Source organism: Carnobacterium sp., from assembly GCF_040274425.1.
In genome coordinates this window covers 1-13662 of the sequence record NZ_JBEMBC010000072.1, presented here as the reverse complement: position 1 = coordinate 13662, position 13662 = coordinate 1, and the positions used below count along the sequence as shown (strand labels likewise).

Here is a 13662-nt window from a genome sequence, read left to right as displayed (position 1 = left end):
TACGCAAAAAAATACCCCCAGTATAGTAAAGTAGAATTTTTATTATTTCTACTGTCTACTATATTGGGAGCATATCAGATGCCTAGGACCTTTTATTCTATCTGTCGTTTCTTTCCGATAACTTAAAATGTTTTATTCATTTTACGCATAATGAATTTTTGAAGTTCAACTACTATAAGAATAGTAAGAGATAGTCCAATAGCGATCATCCAATGCGTCATACTGATAGCAACTAAGTTAAAAATACCAGCTAAGAATGGTACAGTAGTCACTATAGTAATCAATGCAATTGAGAGCATTGCTAACCAGAACAAGTTCATGTTGGATGTGATCCCAACTTTGAATATAGATTCTTTGCTACGTGCATTGAAAATGTGCAGCACAGAAGACCAACCAAGAATTAAGAAAGCCATTGTTTGACCAACGTCATGACTTGCGGTAATCGTAGAATCAATATCAATAAATGAACCCACGTAGAAACCAATAAGGGTCGTAATAGTGAAGGTTAAAGCTGCAATTGCAATATTCCGATAGCCGCCTTTAGCGAAGATGCTTTCACCTTTAGCTGTTGGTTCATTAGCCATAATAGTCGGATCAGCTTTTTCTTTGCTTAATGCAAAACCAGGAATTCCATCTGCTACCACATTAACAAATAGCAATTGGATAGCAATGACCGGTAAGCCCCAGCCCATAATGACAGCAATTAACATAATGAGAATTTCTGAAATGTTACATGATAATAGGAAATAAACGGTTTTTTTGATATTCTCATAAACACGTCTGCCTTCTTCAACAGCATGAACAATGGTATCAAATTTGTCATCGGTTAAGATCATGTCAGAAGCACTTTTAGCTACCTCGGTACCGGTAATTCCCATGGCAGTACCAACATCAGCCGCTTTTAAAGCTGGGGCATCATTGACACCGTCTCCGGTCATGGCTACAACGTCCCCATATGATTGCCAAGCTTTAACGATTCGAATCTTGTCTTCAGGAGAAACACGTGCATAAACGGAATAATCTCGAATTGTTTCTTTTAGTTTTTCGTCTGAAAGTTTACCTAATTCAGCACCTGTGATTGCTTTATCGCCTTCTTCAAAAATACCGATTTGTTTAGCGATAGCAGAAGCTGTAGCAGCATGGTCACCAGTAATCATAATGGTTTTAATACCGGCTGACTTGGCTTCTTTAACTGCTTGGATACTTTCTTCTCTTGGAGGATCAATCATTCCAACGATCCCAGCGAATGTAATCCCATCTTCAAGTTCTTCGGGAGTTAAATCTTCTGGAAGTGTATCGTATGTTTTATATCCAACAGCGATAACACGTAAAGCATCATTAGCAAATGAGTCATGGATATCTCGTGCATTTTGACCTACTTCATCTGTAATAGACGAAAATTCAACTGGTAAACGATCAAAAGCCCCTTTAGTAATGGAAATGTAATGACCATCTATCTCATGAACAGTCGTCATCAACTTACGACTAGAATCAAAAGGTATCTCATGTACACGTGGGTAAGACTCATCTAAATCATCTTTTTGCAGTCCTTTTTTCTGTAGCAAGCGGATAATCGCTGTTTCAGTAGGATCTCCACTAATAACTTCCTCGCCATCACGATCTTCAATAGTCGCATTTGAGGCTAGGCTCATCATCTTAAGAACCCATTTTTCATCATCACCAAACTCATTTTTTACATCTATTGGTTCATGAGGAAAAGCCCAAAGCTTTTGAATGGTCATTTGATTTTGAGTTAATGTTCCTGTTTTATCTGAAGCAATAACAGAAGCACTACCCAGTGTTTCAACGGAAGGGATAGTTCGGATAATCGCATTACGATTTACCATGTTTTGTACACCGTTAGCTAAGGAAATAGTTACGATGACGGGTAATGTCTCAGGTACAGCTGCAACAGCAAGTGATACAGCAGTCATTAGGCTAAGGATAAATGCTTCTCCTTGAAGGAAGCTTAAAGTGAAAATAATAACCCCAGCAATTAAAGCTATAACACTTACTTGTTTTCCTAAACTATCCATTCTAGATTGTAAAGGTGTTTTTCCTTGTTTGGTACTGTTCAATAAGTTTGCAACAGAACCCATTTCTGTTTCCATACCAGTTGTTACGACGATAGCTTTTGCTCGTCCATTGGTGATCAAGGTTCCAGAAAAAACCGTATTAAATACATCACCAACAGGACTGTCTTCTTCAACTTCTGCATTTTCGTCTTTTTCAACAGGCACACTTTCACCAGTTAATGCAGACTCTTCGACTTGTAAATCACCACTAGAAATTAAACGAGCATCTGCAGGAATTTGATCACCTGCTTCTAAAAGTATAATATCTCCTGGTACTAACTCTGCAGCGTCAATAACGTCTTCTTGACCATCTCGTATAACGCGTGCTTGTGGAGCAGATAGACTCTGGAGTGAAGCCAAAGCTTTTTCAGCTTTTCCTTCCTGCCTAAGAGCAATAACAACATTGATGACAATAATAGAGAAGATTACAATAGGTTCTGAGAAATCGTCGGGGTGTTCAGTAATGGCGATATACGTGGAGATAATTCCGGCAAGGATCAAGATGATAACGGTGACATCCTTTAATTGATCAAGAATCTTTGAAAATAAAGAAACACTTCCTTCTTCATCAAATTGGTTGGCACCAAATTGTTTTTTGTGTTCTTCTACTTCCTTCGGGGATAACCCTGTTTCTGCGTTACTGTTGAGCTGTGATATAATGGAATCTAATTTTTTTGTTCTAAAATCCATAACATTCCTCCTAATAAGTATTTTTAACAAAATAGATGTAACAAGTAAGTTAGACAAGCAACCACTTGTTTGTTTCTATAAGTATACCAATGTTTTTTTGCCTTTGTCAAGTTAGGAGCTTGAAAAAAAGTAAGTAATATTAAAATATTAGTAGGGCAGTATTATTTTAGGCAAAAAAAAACCACCCATATAAAAAGGGTGGTAAAGGAGTCATTGCCATTTACTTTGGAGGAGAAAAGGCAATATAAAAAGTTGGTTGTTATTGGTATAAGTAAACTATAACGATAAGTTATGAAGAAAATGTGATGAAATTTATATATATATCTTAAGGTAATGATAAAAGATAAAAAAGCTATCTCAATTAAGAGATAGCTAAGGGGATAAGACTCTTTTCAATAGGGGGAGAAAAGAGAGTGAAAATAAATTCAGTTTTATTTAAACAACATTTATAGTTTATCATAAGCAATTAAACATCCTATGATAAACAAGTAAAAAATTTAATGGAATTAAATTAAAAATTACTTATTTAATCATTACTTAGCTAAAGCGTTCACGATTGCTTTATTAAAAGCGAGAAGGTCTTCAGGTGTACGGCTGGAAATGATGCCGCTTTCGTCTTCCACAACTTCGCTGTCCTCAAATAATGCACCTGCATTTTTTAAGTCGACGCCCACTTGTTTAACAGCAGTCATTCTTTTGCCTTTAACAACTTCAGCGTTAATAAGAAGTTGTGGACCGTGGCAAATTGAAAAAATAGGTTTTTTAGCATCAGCGAATGCCTTAGTAAAAGCTAAAAATCGATCATCCGCTCTTAATTGATCTGGTGAAAAACCACCGGGAATCAATAGTGCATCGAACTCTTCCGGTGAAACATCATCAATACCTTTATCAATGGTAATGGTGGTTTCTCCTTTTTTACCTGTAACAGTATTTCCTGCTTTTTTTTCGATAGTGATTACTTGATGACCTGCATTTGTTAAAGCATCTTTTGGAGAAGTGAATTCGACATCTTCAAATAAATCGGTCACAACTGTTGCAATTTTCTTTCCCATGTATAATCCCTCATTCCTTAAAATTTTAACTATAATAAGTGTAACGCAGACCAAAAGTGTCTTCAAGTAAAAGGCCTTTTCTAGATATAGAGAACGCTAACACAAGCTTATCTTTTTTACCAGATACATGTTATCATAAGACAATAACATGTAGGATGGAGTTGAAAAGAGATGAATATTGCATTTATTGCTCATGATAAGAAAAAAGATGAAATGGTAAAATTAACCACAGCTTATCGAGAAATTATCAAAAATCACCAAATATTTGCGACAGGAACTACCGGACAGCGAATTATTGAAGCAACTGGTTTAGATGTTCATCGCTTTAAATCAGGTCCACTTGGTGGAGACCAACAAATTGGGGCATATGTGTCGGACAATAAAATAGATTTAGTTATTTTTTTGAGAGATCCGTTAACGGCGCAACCGCATGAACCGGATATTTCAGCGTTGCTCAGATTATGTGATGTTTATGAGATCCCTTTAGCAACAAACCTCGGAACGAGTGAAGTTTTATTAAGAGGCTTAGGAAATGGGTTTATCGAATGGCGCAAAACGCAACGAGAAGCTCAAATAAAAGAGCTAAAAGAGTATGAATAAAAAGATAGAGCTGGGACAATTTCCCAGCTCTATCTTTTTATTTACAAGCCACATTTTAGTTGAGCATTACAGTTGGTACAAGTGTTACAACCGCCTAAATCTTCTACTGTTCCTTGGCGACAGATGGGACAAGTATCTCCAACTTCATTTCCATACTTATGTTCTTCGCTAATAGAAGCTACTTGAACCGTTTTTTGTGCTGAGGGTGATAATTCTTCTTTTGTTTCTTCATCCCATATTGTTTCTTCAGCTTTTAAAGTCAAGACTTGTGAGTCACGGCTACCATCTACATAAACTGTACCGCCTTTTGCTCCGCCTTTATAAAGCCGTTCATAAATGGATTGAACTTGTTCCACTGTATACCCTCTAGGAGCATTGACTGTTTTTGAAATAGAACTGTCAATCCATCGTTGAATCGTACATTGAACATCAACATGAGCTTCAGGTTTTAGACTCATTGCGGATACGAATTGTTTTGGCAACTGTTCAGGATCTGTTTCTGGGTGATAATCTAGGTATTCTTGAACGATATCTGCTTTTACTTCGATAAATTTACCCAAACGTCCGCTTCTAAAATAACTGAAAGAGTAGTAGGGTTCAAGTCCGGTGGAAACACCGACCATGGTACCTGTCGAACCGGTTGGAGCGACCGTTAATAAATGCGAATTGCGTATCCCATATTTCATAACACCTTCATGGATATGTTTTGGCATTTTCTTCATATAACCAGACTGAAGGAACTTTTCTCTTAGTTTAATGGTCTCTACATCAGTTTCTCCAATTAAAAAAGGAAAACTGCCTCGTTCTTTTGCTAATTCAATAGAAGCCTCATAGGCAGAAACCGCAATAACTTCAAATAGTTGGTCTACTAGTTTGTTGCCTTCATGAGAACCGTACTCTGCGCCACAATAAATCAATAAGTCAGCGAGTCCCATAATGCCTAAACCAACACGGCGTTCACTTAAAGCTTGTTTTTCGTTCTCAGCTAAGAAGTAAGGGGTAGCATCAATCACGTTATCTTGCATACGGACACCGACTTGAACGGTCTGTTTTAATTTATCAAAGTTAATTGTTCCAGATTTCTTATCGGCCATTTCAGCTAAATTGACAGCAGCTAAATTACAAACAGAATAAGGAGCAAGAGGTTGCTCGCCACACGGATTAGTAGCAACGACTTTTTGACCGTACGCGGAAGCATTCGTCATCTGATTTGCATTATCGATAAAGAAAATGCCGGGTTCAGCAGCGTAAGTTGCGCAAATAGTAATGAGCTTCCATAATTCACGTGCGGGTATAGTCCGATACGTATGAACATCATGTCCTGAAGACTCCCAATCACGGACATCGCCAATTTCTGACCAATGAGTATTGTATTCTTCCATTTCCTCTGGGCTGTATGTTTCTACGGCAGGAAAACGGAGAGGGTAATCTGCGTCTTTTTCAACGGCTTCCATAAAATCTTTTGTTAAACAAACGGATATATTTGCTCCAGATAAAAAGTCTGAATTGTGTACGCTATACGTGCCGCCTTCGTTTAATTTAGCAGCAGCTTCTTTAATCATGGTAGCATCGAATCCACCATAGCCGGGTACATGATTGTAATTTAAAATACTTTGATACATAGCGATCTCGCGTTCAGTAAAGGGAATAAATTTTAATTTCTCATTGGCCAATTTCTTTATCTGATCGTCTGTTGTATTTTCAATCAAATAACGTAGAATACGAGGATTCTGCATTTTTGAAATAATGAACTCAAGAATATCTGGATGCCAGTCAGCTAACATGATCATTTGTGCTCCACGACGACTGCCTCCTTGTTCCACCAAATGAGTCAACTTAGCGATGTCATCTAACCATGAAACAGCTCCTGATGATTTGCCATTCACACCACGTGCTAGTGTATGACGTGGTCGAAGTGTAGAACCGTTTGTTCCAACGCCGCCCCCACGGCTCATGATCTCCATCACTTGTTTTCGATGATCTGAAATGCCTTCGCGCGAGTCAGGTACAAATGGCATCACATAGCAGTTGAAGTAAGTGACATCGGTTTTTGAGCCTGCACCATATAAAACGCGACCTGCAGGAACAAAATTCAAATTCTTTAGTTCCTCATAAAAAGCAGTATAAGCAACTTTTCTTTTTTCGGGAGTTGCTTCGATAGCGGCTAAACCTGTTGCGTTTCGTTTTGCAATTTGTTCGTAAAAGATTTCAAGTGGTTTTTCAATCACATCTAAGCTGCAAGTGATCAGTCCTGTTTTTTGTTCATGCTCCTCTTCAATGGATCCTCGGAATTCCTCATCAATTAAAATTGAAGCAGTGTGGTTAGAATAGTTGATGCTTGTAACAAATCCCGTACCTCTTGTAGGGTATTGAGGGTCAGCTTTAATCGTTAAAACAACTAAGTCTCCGATAGAAAGAGTAGACTTAGAAATGTCTTTAAATGAATAACGATCTAGCATAACTAAACGTGAAACACCTTTATAGGTTAAACTCATATCATCCGTTATCGGATGTACTTGTGGAAAAGCTTGGATAGCCTCATTTAATTTGTGGATATTTAGGTGCATGTTTGTAGAGGTATTTGCAATCATAGGTATCACTCCTTAATAATGTATGTAAATCAATAGATAGTTATAAATTTTCTATATGTTGTTATACGGGTTTTATTTTACACTATATATAGTGTTTTTGCATTAAAAATCAAGCTAGAAAATATAAAAAAATAAAAAGATTGAAGCGAAAACAACTCGCTTCAATCTTTTTCAGAAAACAAATAAAAAATAGTTGATGTTAATGTTCGTCATTTAAAAAATCAAGTGCATAGTTTACGTGTAATTCTGTAGCGATAGCTAATCCGCGTTCATCAATATCAAAATTTTCGTGATGATGTCCATACCACGTCTCCGGATTAGAAGGGTCTTTTGTTCCAACACGAGCATAAACCCCTTCAGAAATAGCTAAAAAGTCAGCGAAATCATCTGCTCCTAAGCTTTTTGGATTATCTTGAATGATATTTTTTGCGCCTACAATGTCAGCTCCAACACGAGCTGCACGACTTGCAGCAGTTTGGTGGTTGATAAGTGGAGCAGCCGCATCGTAATTTTCAAATTCAACTGTAGTACGATGAGCTGTTGCAACATCTCGTGCCACACGTTCAACAGCCTCTAATACAAATTGGCGCGTAGTATGGCTGAAAGTACGAACGGTTCCTTCAAGAGAAGCTTCATTGGCAATGATATTGTAACGAGTACCGGCATTCAATACGCCTACAGCAACCACGACATTATCTAAAGGGCTAACTTCACGAGCAACAATGCTTTGTAATTCGATAGTAATGGCCGCTGCGGTTAGTAGAGCATCTCTTCCTAAATCAGGTCTAGCAGCATGGCCGCTTTCACCGGTCACTTTGATTTTGAAAATATCACAAGAAGCATTTGTAGGACCTGCAGTAGAAACAATTTTTCCAGTTTCAATAGAGGAATCCACATGGATACCGAAAACTTGATCGATATTGTTAACAAATCCGCCAGTAACAAATTGTCTTGCACCGGCGCCGATTTCTTCAGCTTGTTGGAAAGCTAATTTGATGGTGCCTGCAAAATCTGCTTCATGATTTTTTAAAATTTTTGCGGCCCCTAATAAAGCTGAGGTATGACCATCATGGCCGCAAGCATGATGTAAACCTTTTTTAGTTGATTTGTAAGGCTTATCTTTAGCATCTTCTAATTCAAGAGCATCAATATCTGCCCGTAAAAGAATTGTTTTACCTGGTCCTTTTTTACCAATGATAGTTCCGAGAGCTCCAGTTTCACCTACAGATTCGTAAGGAATTGCTAATTTATCTAATTCATTTTTGATGAATTTAATCGTTTCATATTCTTTTAAACTTGGTTCAGGGTGTTGATGAAGATAACGGCGTAACGCAATAACCTCTTGAGCTCCTTGTTGAACTTCTTCGTGTAATGTAGATTGAGTAAGTAATGTTGTCATAATTCATCGTCCTCTCTAATTTGGTTGGCTTTTATTCTTTATACTCATTTACCATACTGGAATAGAAGAGCCTTTTGACGTTTCGGCAATCACTTCTTTTGTATCTTCAGCCTGATAAGCTTCTATAATTTTTTGAAATACTTCATTATCTTTGTCTTCATCTCTTGAAACAATCGCATTGTAATAAGGGTCCGATGATTCAGTAACTGGTTCTAAGAAAACAGCATCTTCAGTGGGAATGAAGCCTGCATCAACAGCCATTCCACTATTGATAACGGAAGCAGTCACATCATCTAAAGCACGAGCAGTTTGAGAAGAATCTAATGTTTCGAATGTTAAGTTTAAAGGATTAGAGGTAATGTCTTCGACTACAGGAATTTGTCCTTTCGAAGGATCAACCTCAATTAAACCTGCTGTTTGAAGCAAGAGTAATGCTCTTCCTTCATTAGATACATCATTTGGAATAGCGATCACATCGTTTTCTTTTATTTCTGAAACGTCTTGAATACTTGATGAATAAATACCAAGAGGAGCGATAACCGTATCAGCAATAGCGACTAGATTTTCTCCATGGTCTTCGTTAAAAGAATCCATGAAAATCTTCGTTTGAAACGAGTTTAAATCTAATTCTCCCTCAGCAAGAGCGACATTCGGCGTAGCGTAATCTGTAAATTTAACCAGTTCGATCTCAATATCATCTGCAGCTAATTTTTCTTTTACGAAATCCCATACTTCGTTTACTTCGCCAACAACACCAATTTTAATGGGTTCAGATGCTTTTGCATCTGAAGCAGTATCTGTTCCACAAGCTGTTGTTACCAGTAGTCCTAATGCTAACGTTAACCCTAAAAAACCTTTTTTTAATCTTTTCATCTTTTTTTCCTCCAATGTCATCTAGTGACTCGTTTTTTTAACTAAAGCATTTCCAATAAATTGACTAATAAAAACAATGAGTAAAATTATAACGGTTGCGACTAATGTCACATCATTCTGGAAACGATTGTACCCTCGAGAGATGGCTAAATTTCCTAAACCGCCACCGCCAATTGCTCCAGCCATAGCTGTTAAACCAATCAAGTTAATAATGGTTACAGAAGAGACCCGAATAATGGCTGTTAAACCTTCTTTTAAATAAACACGAAAAATGATTTCTAAAGGGCTGGACCCCATGGATTGAGCAGCTTCAATAACACCTGGATCAACTTCTAGAAGAGCATTTTGAATTTGCCTAGCAAAGAAAGGCACGGTTCCAATGACCAAAGGAACAATAGCCGCGGTTGTTCCAATTGATGTATCAACAAGAAAGCGGGTAAAGGGAACAACTAAAGCCATCATAATAATGAATGGCAATGAACGAAAAAGGTTAACGATTTGATCGAGCAAACCGTAAACTCGCGGTCTTTCTAAAATACCACCGCGGTCTGTTACAACAAGAATGACTCCTAAAATTAAACCAAGGATACCAGCAATCAATCCTGTAACAGTTACCATGTACAATGTTTGTAAAGTACTTTCAATAATTTCATCTTTTAATGGAATAACATTTTCAAAATAGGTTGTAAGAAATTCAGTCATAGTCGTTCACTCCTTAAACAATATAGTGTTCTTTTTTTAATGGGATAACTTGTTGGTGATGGTGAATCAAGGTTACTTTTACATTTTTAGACTTTAAATAGGCAAGGGCGTTGTCTCTGCGGCCTGGTTCGCCACTTAAGATAACAATCAGATTGCCGACAGGCGTTTCTTGTAAAATCTCCACATTTCCAAATAAAATATTGGTGGTAACTCCAAAACGAGTAGTCAGTGTAGCAATCAATGGATCACTTGTACTTGCACCAACGTAAGAAATATTAGCTAAGACATCATTAGTCTGCAAATCGAGTAATGTAGGATGTTTTAAGATGTTTTCTAGCGCTTGATCCACATGAGTTGAAGTGTTGATGAACTCTTTTGTGATCCTTTCTTTAGGCTCTGTGAAAATAGAAACCAAATCACCTTCTTCAACAACATGACCATTTTCCATGACAGCTACTTTGTTGCAAATTTCTTTTACGACTTGCATCTCGTGGGTGATGATGACGATTGTTAGTGCTAATTTTTTGTTCAACTCTTTTAATAATTCTAGAATTGAAAGGGTTGTTTTCGGATCTAAGGCACTTGTGGCTTCATCGCATAATAAGACTTCAGGATCGTTGGCTAAAGAACGAGCAATAGCTACACGTTGTTTTTGTCCACCAGATAATTGAGAAGGGTATGCAGAACTTTTATCGGTTAATCCTACAAGCTGTAATAACTCTGCAACTTTTTCTTTGATCTGTGATTTAGTTAAACCCGATTTTCTTAAAGGGTAAGCAACATTTTCAGCAATTGTGCGAGACCCCATTAGGTTGAAATGCTGGAATATCATCCCGATTTTTTTGCGCGCAGCTCGTAACTGTTTTGGTTTTAAACTTAATAAATCTTGATCTGAAACGATTACTGATCCTTCTGACGGCCGTTGAAGAAGGTTGATGGTACGGACTAAAGTGCTTTTTCCAGCACCGCTATAGCCGACAATTCCGAAAACATCTCCTTTTTCAATAGTTAACTGAACATTTTCTACTGCTTTTATACTTGTTTCTTTGCCTTCAAACGTAACGCTGACATTGTTTAGTGTGATCATATATATTCCTCCTTAAAATAGAAAAAGCATTCGCCCATTAACCTACTGCTGTAGATTAAAGGACGAACGCTTTACCGTCGTGTTACCACCTTTATTTGAGTTGTTCTCGCAAACAACTCCTTATCAAGTACGAGAAGATTGCTTCTGATACTCTAGCACTGTAATGGGTGCGCCCATGATAGCCTAATGTTTAAAACACTTGGTATCCCACTCAGAGGCCATTTTCTTTTTACTCCTGCAAACCTGTTCTCAGCATTCAGGCTCTCTGTTTTTGCATTCTATAAAAATACTTTTCTCTTCATTGCGTTTAGTTATGAAATTTTAAAAATAAAAAAAGTCCTTACAAAGAAACGAAATCGTTTCTTTGTAAGGACGAAAGTCAGTTATCTGCTTCGTGTTACCACCTTAGTTTATAAGTACATTGCTATACTTACCTTATCCAGTACATCAGACTATATCGCCTTTTTATACTGTGACACTGTAACGGGTGTTCCCGTAGAAAGCTGACACATTTTTAAAAGTGCTTCGCTAACTCCACTCAAAGACCATCTTCGGTTCAATCTGACTAACCCATTTTCAGCAGCTTACTGGGTTCTCTAAAATAGACAGGTATAAACGTACTCTTCTTTTCATAGTGTTTTATCATTTTTTTACCATATATTTAACTTGTTCTTAATATACAGAAGAAAAAAGTGATTGTCAATAACTAAATCTATTTTAAAAGAATTTAGTTTAACTAGTGGTATTCGCTACTATCCCAAACAGATAGAATGTGCTATAGTGGATTTGCCTAAAATATCTACTAAATAGTTTGGGCAATATATCAGAGTAGGAGACAAAGCGTTAAGTGTCGTAGGGATGGGATGTTGCCCACGGACGAAAAATTGTTTAGACAATTTGCGGTTTTGTTTTTGCATTCGCTGCATAAGATTTTATGTGTGGAGCTCTTCAAAGGAGATCTTCAAAATGAGTAAGAACAAGTACGATGCAAGAAGTATTTCTAAAATTGGGTTATTGATGGCATTAGAAATCGTATTGACCCAATTTATTTCAATTGAGACACCAATAGTCCGCATTGGTTTTGGCTTTTTGCCAATAGCTATTATTGGGATGCTATACGGCCCTTGGATAGCTGGAATGGCTTCAGCTATCACAGACTTAGTGGGGACGATATTATTTGGGGGAGGAGTCTTTTTCCCAGGATTTGTCTTATCTGCATTTGTCGGAGGAATGATTTATGGTCTGCTTCTTTACAAGAAACCAAAATCATTAAAGAGGATCATTATCGCGATTCTTTTGGTTACCGTGTTTGTGAATTTAGGAATGAATACGATCTGGTTAACCATAATGCTAGATAAAGCTATCTTTGTAATTCTTCCAACACGATTAGTGCAAAACCTTGTTTTAGCACCGGTTAATATCATGCTGTTATACTTCGTTGTGAAGAATAAAACGTTGAGAAAAGCGATCGGAATTGAATAAGGTTTAATTAAATAAACAGCGTAACATCCAAACTAAGACAGCTTAAATTTAAGCTGTCTTTTTTTAGTATATGTACTATAATATGTACAAGATTAGAAGATGAGATTTTAATGAGGGTGGGAATGTGGAATGGTAAGAGAAACATTTGGAATGAAAATTGAGAATCAAGACTATCGTAGGCGTATTGGTGTACATGTTGTGATTTTTGACCCAGAAAAGAAACAAATCTTACTCATTTCGCCTCCAAACGGATCTTTTTTATTGCCAGGGGGAGAGATAGAAGCGAATGAAACGCATGAAGAAACGGCAAAACGGGAATCAATGGAAGAATTAGGTTTTGAGATAGAACTAGGAGAGTTTATCGGTGAAGCAGAAGATTACTATTATTCTAAACATCGTAAGCAACATTATCATAATCCTGCATATTTTTATACGGTCAAATCATGGAAAGCTATTTGTGACCCGCTAGAAGATTTCAATCAATTAGAATGGATGACCCTTTCTGAAGCGTTAAGCAAGTTAAAAAGAGGCAGCCATAAATGGGCTGTACAACAATACGAAAAAACGTATATGAAGATGAGTGAAACAATAGAATAATAAACATGCGAAAGTAGTTGAGCCAAAATTGAACGATAGGTCTGTCGTGTATTATTAGTCAAATGGAAACTAGTTTTATACTTATTTGATCAATAAACCTACTTTATTAGTTAAATGGAAACTTATTTTAGTACTTGTTTAATCAATAAATCTATTTATTAGTCAAACAAAAACTTATTCGGTACTTATTTAATCAATAAACATAAACGAAATCACTTCTCACATTGAATGCGTAGCTAGAAAAGGGCCGTAATACAAAAAGGGAGTTGAGACAAGCGTCTCAACTCCCTTTAATAATTATTTTATTTATCTGCTTCATAAGCAACAGCTGATACGGTTACGTCGATATTGCCACTCGTAGCTTTTGAGTAAGGACAAAAAGCATGAGCTTTTTCTGCTAGTTCTTGCGTGGTTGTGTCATCTTTACCTTCAATTCCAACTTCTAGTTTAACAGCAAGTTTAAACCCATTATCAGTCGGGTCTGAATGCAATTCAACAGTTGCGGTAACTTGGC

The 13662-nt window shown here is 37.0% G+C and carries 11 protein-coding genes, 1 riboswitch and 1 other annotated feature; of the genes, 3 read left to right on the top strand and 8 right to left on the bottom strand.

From position 1 onward, the window contains the following. Positions 1 to 122: 122 nt before the first annotated feature. Positions 123 to 2765: a cation-translocating P-type ATPase gene (locus tag ABS911_RS11825; RefSeq protein WP_350467759.1), complete on the bottom strand. Its 2643-nt coding sequence runs from the start codon at positions 2763 to 2765 to the stop codon at positions 123 to 125. Between the two features lie 533 nt (positions 2766 to 3298). Continuing rightward, positions 3299 to 3817, bottom strand: coding sequence for a type 1 glutamine amidotransferase domain-containing protein (locus tag ABS911_RS11820; protein ID WP_350467758.1), 519 nt, complete (start codon positions 3815 to 3817; stop codon positions 3299 to 3301). A 171-nt stretch (positions 3818 to 3988) separates the two neighbouring features. Between ABS911_RS11820 and mgsA the strand changes: the two genes are divergently transcribed. Beyond that, positions 3989 to 4417: a methylglyoxal synthase gene (mgsA, locus tag ABS911_RS11815; protein ID WP_350467757.1), complete on the top strand. Its 429-nt coding sequence runs from the start codon at positions 3989 to 3991 to the stop codon at positions 4415 to 4417. 41 nt (positions 4418 to 4458) lie between these two features. Here mgsA and ABS911_RS11810 read toward each other — a convergent pair whose 3' ends face one another. The 5 genes from ABS911_RS11810 to ABS911_RS11790 all read right to left on the bottom strand — a co-directional run bounded on the left by ABS911_RS11810 (position 4459) and on the right by ABS911_RS11790 (position 11069). Then, positions 4459 to 7008, bottom strand: a complete 2550-nt coding sequence (locus ABS911_RS11810) for a vitamin B12-dependent ribonucleotide reductase (RefSeq protein WP_350467756.1) — start codon at positions 7006 to 7008, stop codon at positions 4459 to 4461. 199 nt (positions 7009 to 7207) lie between these two features. Next, positions 7208 to 8407, bottom strand: a complete 1200-nt coding sequence (locus tag ABS911_RS11805) for an amidohydrolase (RefSeq protein ID WP_350467755.1) — start codon at positions 8405 to 8407, stop codon at positions 7208 to 7210. Positions 8408 to 8455: 48 nt separating this feature from the next. Continuing rightward, a complete protein-coding gene (locus ABS911_RS11800; RefSeq protein WP_350467754.1) occupies positions 8456 to 9280 on the bottom strand; it encodes a MetQ/NlpA family ABC transporter substrate-binding protein in 825 nt (274 codons plus the stop codon). 21 nt (positions 9281 to 9301) lie between these two features. Then, on the bottom strand, positions 9302 to 9982 hold the full coding sequence (locus tag ABS911_RS11795; RefSeq protein WP_350467753.1) for a methionine ABC transporter permease: 681 nt from the start codon (positions 9980 to 9982) through the stop codon (positions 9302 to 9304). Between the two features lie 13 nt (positions 9983 to 9995). After that, positions 9996 to 11069, bottom strand: a complete 1074-nt coding sequence (locus ABS911_RS11790; protein ID WP_350467752.1) for a methionine ABC transporter ATP-binding protein — start codon at positions 11067 to 11069, stop codon at positions 9996 to 9998. Between the two features lie 55 nt (positions 11070 to 11124). Beyond that, positions 11125 to 11380: a binding site (T-box leader), on the bottom strand. Positions 11381 to 11891: 511 nt separating this feature from the next. Continuing rightward, a riboswitch (THF riboswitch) is annotated at positions 11892 to 11994 on the top strand. A gap of 41 nt (positions 11995 to 12035) precedes the next feature. Between ABS911_RS11790 and ABS911_RS11785 the strand changes: the two genes are divergently transcribed. Both ABS911_RS11785 and ABS911_RS11780 read left to right on the top strand, forming a co-directional pair. Continuing rightward, the gene (locus ABS911_RS11785; RefSeq protein ID WP_350467751.1) at positions 12036 to 12551 is read left to right on the top strand and encodes a folate family ECF transporter S component; all 516 of its coding nucleotides are present in this window, start codon (positions 12036 to 12038) and stop codon (positions 12549 to 12551) included. Positions 12552 to 12680: 129 nt separating this feature from the next. Next, the gene (locus ABS911_RS11780; RefSeq protein ID WP_350467750.1) at positions 12681 to 13148 is read left to right on the top strand and encodes an NUDIX hydrolase; all 468 of its coding nucleotides are present in this window, start codon (positions 12681 to 12683) and stop codon (positions 13146 to 13148) included. Positions 13149 to 13450: 302 nt separating this feature from the next. Here ABS911_RS11780 and ABS911_RS11775 read toward each other — a convergent pair. Beyond that, positions 13451 to 13662, bottom strand: a 212-nt coding sequence (locus ABS911_RS11775; protein WP_502880543.1) for an OsmC family protein, incomplete at its 5' end; no start/stop codon positions are given.